The organism is Psittacicella gerlachiana (genome assembly GCF_003585965.1).
Lineage (GTDB): Bacteria > Pseudomonadota > Gammaproteobacteria > Enterobacterales > Psittacicellaceae > Psittacicella > Psittacicella gerlachiana.
Window position 1 is genome coordinate 1 of record NZ_NRJF01000026.1, and the last position, 5,375, is coordinate 5,375.

Below are 5,375 nucleotides of genomic sequence, written 5' to 3' on the forward strand. Positions count from 1 at the left end.
AGTACTTTATTTTTTATCTTAAATTTGTTACGGTGGCAATCCAAAAGTTGGATTAAGCCTTCTCTTGTTTTTCCTGTAATGCCATAAATTTTTGCACCCCAGGAGGTAAACTTTTACTTGTGTGTCGGGTTAATGGCAAAGGACAAGTACGATGACTCGGATGAGTGTAGATATAACCTACAGTACGCCAATATTCTGCTTGTTCCTTAGGTAAGCTCTCAAGTTGAGCTAAATTTCGTTCAATACTTGTAGGATCAAGTAAATGTCCGAGAAATACTTTATCTTCTTCATCCTGAGTTTGTAAATACTTTAACATTGCATTACGACGTAACAACCATTCTTTTTGTAAGAGCACAGCGTCATAACTGTAAAAACGAGCATACATAAACTCTTCTCGACTTAAGCCATTAACTTCACAAAAATCTAGATCATAATCTTTAGCTCTTTGTACATAAAGTTGATGGTATAAGTAGTAAGGAGTGGCATAAACACTTTCCTCCAAACAATCTAAAAGATCGTGCATACGTACTTCTAAACTCTTTTGTGCCTCTAAAGAAAACTGAGGGCATAGAGTCAAAGGTAGTCTAACCATAAACTTACTAGGTTCACGTACAATCTCCGTACTACCTACAGGCATTTCTACACTTTCTACCGGAGCATAAGGATCAAGACTCTGAAAATACGCCAATTGTTGGTTATAAAGCTCTCGCTCGACCATGGTCTCACTAAGATAAGATTGGTAATTGGGCGTAATAAAAATCCGCTGCTCTAAAGTCTTTAACTCTCCTGCTAACGCAAATTTGTGTTCAAATGAAGGAAAAACCGTTTGACGCATAAAAGTCAAATAATCGACTTCAGGATCACGACTGAGCCATTGGCGTACTATTTGGAGTACTTGCTCTTGATTGTCGCGATTACTACGATTCATACACTCCCCTATGGTATAAGCGTAAGAATCAAAAAAGCTATTGACAAACTCACGATATTCTCCCTCATGAGTAAACTCAAAAATTGCTTCCGGAAAACGCAAATTACTATTATGCTCGGTATACTGCATTAGTGCCAGCATTACCCCAAAACTTACCCCCATAAAGTCATACCCCATGAGATAAGTATAAACATTATCTAAAATCTCTTGATCATCCCCGACCTCATGCTCTAACTGAGCAAAAGCATAATTCAAAAAAGCATGAGTTTGCGCAAAAGCTGGAATATCCGGATTATTATATTTATCCAAGATAATTGAAGCTCGGGTAGAGGTTCTTGCCTCTAATCTCGCTTTGAGTTCTTGATAATCTTCAGCTGTAAAAGGAGCAAAGAGATTATAAGGATTGTTTATGGACTGGCTATGTAAATTGTAACTAGCTAAAAGTTTATAAATAATTCTTCCACGACGCAAAGGATACTTTTTATTTCTTCCCAGCACTTCAGCAAGGTACAAAATCAAAAAGTGATAACTAGAGATAAACGCCTTAAAGGTCATGGTATTAAAGTTGCTTGTGTCCCCAATATAAAAGGCATTAGGCATTTCTTGATTAAAGCAATATACGGCAACTGTAGGATAAGAAAAGGTAGTCTCGTAAGATAAATTAAAAAATTTTAAATTGTAAAAGTCATGCGTTAAATGACTCGCTTGTAAAATTTGCTCACTATCTAAAGCATATTGAGCATAAGCATTGGTAGTTTGCATGCGTTTAAGCGCAAATTCATCGGTTATACTCATCGTATTGTAATCTAGAAACATGTTAGGGTTTTGAGGTTATTGTAAGAGACAAAGCTGTTGGTTTGGATTAGTCTCCAAAGTTACCCAAGCTGTGCTTCTGCTTCATCTTTTATAACCCCTCAAAACAACTTCCCTAAGCTAAAGACAAGTTAATAAAAAATGACAATTAAATAATAGATTTAGAAATTTTTTGCCACAAGCGTTTGAGCCAAGCCTGTTGCTCTGCTTCTAAATAACCCGGAGCTATAGCCAAGCGTTGAGCTACCTGACGATAAGCTTTTAAAGTTTGCTTACTATAAGCCTTATGGGGAGCATTAATTTTTTGCCATAAATAGCTTCGTTCATCCACTTTAGAACGGGATTGATAATAAACTTCTAGGTTATTTAATCCCTCTTCTATTCGCTCTAAACTCTGATAACCGGTTACCTTAAGAGTTTTATCATTAAGGCGATGTAAAAGGTTACAACAAGTAGCATGATAAATATCAGGTAAAAACAACGAGTATTTTTCTAAACCGGGATAAAGATTAGGGAATGGGGCTTGCGCTAGAGAAGAAAAATCCAATAACGGTAATTGTTGACTAAAGAAGACAAAATCCAAGTCTTGATCTTCACGATCAAGCCATAGCTTGGCATAGCTAGCTAATTGCTCTTGTAACCCTAGATTAAGATTTACTTCTTCTCGCACATAACTAATTAGACATTCGAGAGCTTGCTCTCGCAATTGTTCTTGTTCAATATCAAGAAACCATAAAGGAGCTTCAAGGTAAATCCCAGGATAATAATAGTTTACATAACTCGTTAAATAGATTTGTAAACCTAACCAACGATTTAAAAAGCTATAACGCAGTAAATATTGGTAAATCACTTCGAGCATTTGCTCAAGTTCAGCAAAGCGTAACTTTTCTCCTTCTTGATAAGCATAGGCTAAAACCGCATGGGTTAAAGCAAAAGGATAGTCGGCAGGTAAACGACTTTGCCACTGCGACAATTTAATTTCTTTGACCTTGGCACTAACTTGTTGCTTTAATTCGGCAAACTGTTCACTAGTCAAAGGAGGTTGGAGCAAATAAGGATTACGCTGAATCCTTGCGTTAATCATATAGGTTTGAATGAGATTAGCTAGGGTTGAATAGCGTAAACGATCTTTTTGGATAAAGCCCGTAATCTCATAAGCGAGAAGCAAACGAAAATTTTCAAAAGTAAAATTCATGATCTCATCACGCAGATCATTACATTCACGAGCTTCACTAGAAAAAACTCCTTTAACTTGCAAATCTACAGAAGTTAAGGCTTGATTATCCAAAGGATCGGGATTAATACTCAAACAACAACTTTTCATGGCAGCCAAGAGTAAACTGTTTCTTTGAAACAAATCTTGGGCTAAATAAAAAGAGTTAAGCTTATCGATAAACTCGTAGAGATAGTTATCTACAAGGTGCTTGGGGGCATGATCTAAGACTGCAATACGAGAACTTAATTTCATGTCTTTATTCATTCTGTATATATGGTAACTTCTACTTCAAGATCCCATGGTCAACCTAGGGATCTCTCATCAAGTTACTTTGATTACTCTTACTTTAATTAGCTTAAGTTTTTAGGAACTTATTTCTCGGTTGAAAAATCAAGGCTAAAAAAACTTAATCTACTATGTTTATTATACTAAAAATCTAACTATTTTTCGGGAAAAAGCAATAAGAAAAGCACTTTTGGTGAACCAAAAGTGCTTTTGCAATTAGAAACCTTTATAGGCTGTAATTAAATCAGCGGCCGCATTAATTTTTTGCGACATTTCTGTATATTCGTCTTTTTTGCCCTCTGGTGCCTTATCAGGGTGCCATTTAGCTAGCAGACGACGTTTAGCTTTACGTAACTCGTCTTTAGTAACTTCTGCAGTAACTCCGAGAGTTTGATAAGCAGCTTGCAGTTCTTTTTGCGAATCAGCTGCACGATAATAGTTGCGGTTATAGGAATCTTGTTGATTATATTGCCCACCACCAAAGTCGCTTTGTCCCCAAGAGTAGCCACCATGAGCATTTTGGCTATTCCCATAATCGGTAGCACGCATTAATAATACTGCTACAATTTGCGGAGGAATGCCTAAAGCCGAACCTATGGTAAACATGGCATCATAAAATTTATCATCACCACGCGTACGAGCGGCATTACAGTAAACGTAAATAATAATGGTTAAGAAGTAAACTCCTGAACGACTAGCCACGCTCATAGCTAAGCTATTACGTAAACTGTTAAGTGATACTGACTCATCATAAGAGCTATTAGTCGCTGCATCTTCAAGGCGTTGCATTGCCGTATGTACATCGACATGAGCAAAAGAACGAGAAATTTCCTCACCAAAAAGAGTTTTTGCATCATTGATATTACTACGAGTTGCATTTCCGGTTTTACGGAGCAAAATCCCAATAATCTCAGCTAAATTATTTACTTGACGTTGAAATAATTCAGCATTTCTTATATCACTTTCACTTTGACGACGTTGAAAGAAATAGCCTATCCCTACGCCAATTAATAGACCTATAAAACTTTGAAAAATCAACAGTCCAATAAAACCAAAGACTGCCGGCATTAACCACGGAAATTTCTTTTGCATATGTTATCTATACGTTTGTACTTAGTTATATGTTGGTACTTAAGTTAAAAATAAGAATACAATCCTGTATGCTTTAAATTAAAAATTACTTTTTTTGCAGTTTATATTATACCTGAGCCTCTAGTAAAGTGCTTAAATATTGCGGGAAAGTATACAAGAGAGACAAACAGAAAAAAAGCAAAAGTAACAGAGAGTTAACTACAGCTCTTACCTTTGCTTTTATATATTATTTTGTTTATTACTTGTCTCTTCTAGATTCTGATTGAAATCACTTCAGGCAGGTAATCCTAATATCTTATATTTTTGCGATGTATCCGATATTATTCAACCTAGAAGAAAAAGAACCTAAGGCTCTTTGGCAAGGAGCAAAGGTTTACTTAAGAAGGGGGATAAAAGATAAACCTTTACATATAAAAACTGATTTACCTAAATGTTGAGGATACAATCACCATTTAAATAAAAAATCTAAGTTAGATCTTTTTATAATATAAGGATAAAACTAAGAAAAATCAAACTTTTTTTAAGAAAAAGTTTAATTTTAGGACACTAAAAATTTTTACTCTTGCTCGATAAAAACCTAGATTATCTTGGATGAGAAAAAAGCAAGAAAATTCCTATAGATTTTCCTTTGTTAAACGAACCTATTCAAGAGAAAAATTCTAGCTCTCTTACCTCGCTTAAGTCATATCCTTAAAAAAATTAAGTCTTTGTTCTAACTTTTTTACTACAACTTTTACTTTTTATCTTTTCACTTTAACTTTAAAGAAGTTTTACTTGAGATATAGATCTCAATGTAAAATAATTAAAATTTTTCAAACTTTTAATGATTTTATTTGTCTAAGATTATAGAAAACTTATCTAAGTAAGAGTAATTTATTGCAACGAGTTTTTTCGCACGCACAGCGTGCATTGTTGGAGGTAAAGTAACTCTTTGCTCTCTTCAATTTGGCGGTTTAAAACTTTTAAACAAGAGTAAGCAGGGAGTTACTTTTTTATTTTTTCCGATTGTTTTTTAGACCTCTGAAGAGAAGTACTTCTCTT

3 protein-coding genes are annotated in these 5,375 nt (G+C 34.9%); all 3 read right to left on the reverse strand.

Translation table 11 applies throughout. The features are described from left to right. Positions 1–52: 52 nt before the first annotated feature. The 3 genes from CKF59_RS01045 to CKF59_RS01055 all read right to left on the reverse strand — a co-directional run bounded on the left by CKF59_RS01045 (position 53) and on the right by CKF59_RS01055 (position 4,334). Positions 53–1,723 carry a hypothetical protein gene (locus CKF59_RS01045; RefSeq protein WP_119534130.1) on the reverse strand — a complete coding sequence of 557 codons (1,671 nt, stop codon included), beginning with the start codon at positions 1,721–1,723 and terminating at the stop codon, positions 53–55. Positions 1,724–1,889: 166 nt separating this feature from the next. Then, complete coding sequence (locus tag CKF59_RS01050; protein WP_119534131.1) at positions 1,890–3,209, reverse strand: hypothetical protein; 1,320 nt, start codon at positions 3,207–3,209, stop codon at positions 1,890–1,892. Between the two features lie 249 nt (positions 3,210–3,458). Continuing rightward, on the reverse strand, positions 3,459–4,334 hold the full coding sequence (locus tag CKF59_RS01055) for a DnaJ domain-containing protein (protein ID WP_119534132.1): 876 nt from the start codon (positions 4,332–4,334) through the stop codon (positions 3,459–3,461). Between the last annotated feature and the right edge of the window lie 1,041 nt (positions 4,335–5,375).

What these genes read in the sequence shown, in the direction of transcription:
- CKF59_RS01055 (WP_119534132.1), bottom strand. Translation starts at nt 4,334, where the DNA reads ATGCAAAAGAAATTTCCGTGGTTAATGCCGGCAGTCTTTGGTTTTATT.
- CKF59_RS01045 (WP_119534130.1), bottom strand. Translation starts at nt 1,723, where the DNA reads ATGAGTATAACCGATGAATTTGCGCTTAAACGCATGCAAACTACCAAT.
- CKF59_RS01050 (WP_119534131.1), bottom strand. Translation starts at nt 3,209, where the DNA reads ATGAAATTAAGTTCTCGTATTGCAGTCTTAGATCATGCCCCCAAGCAC.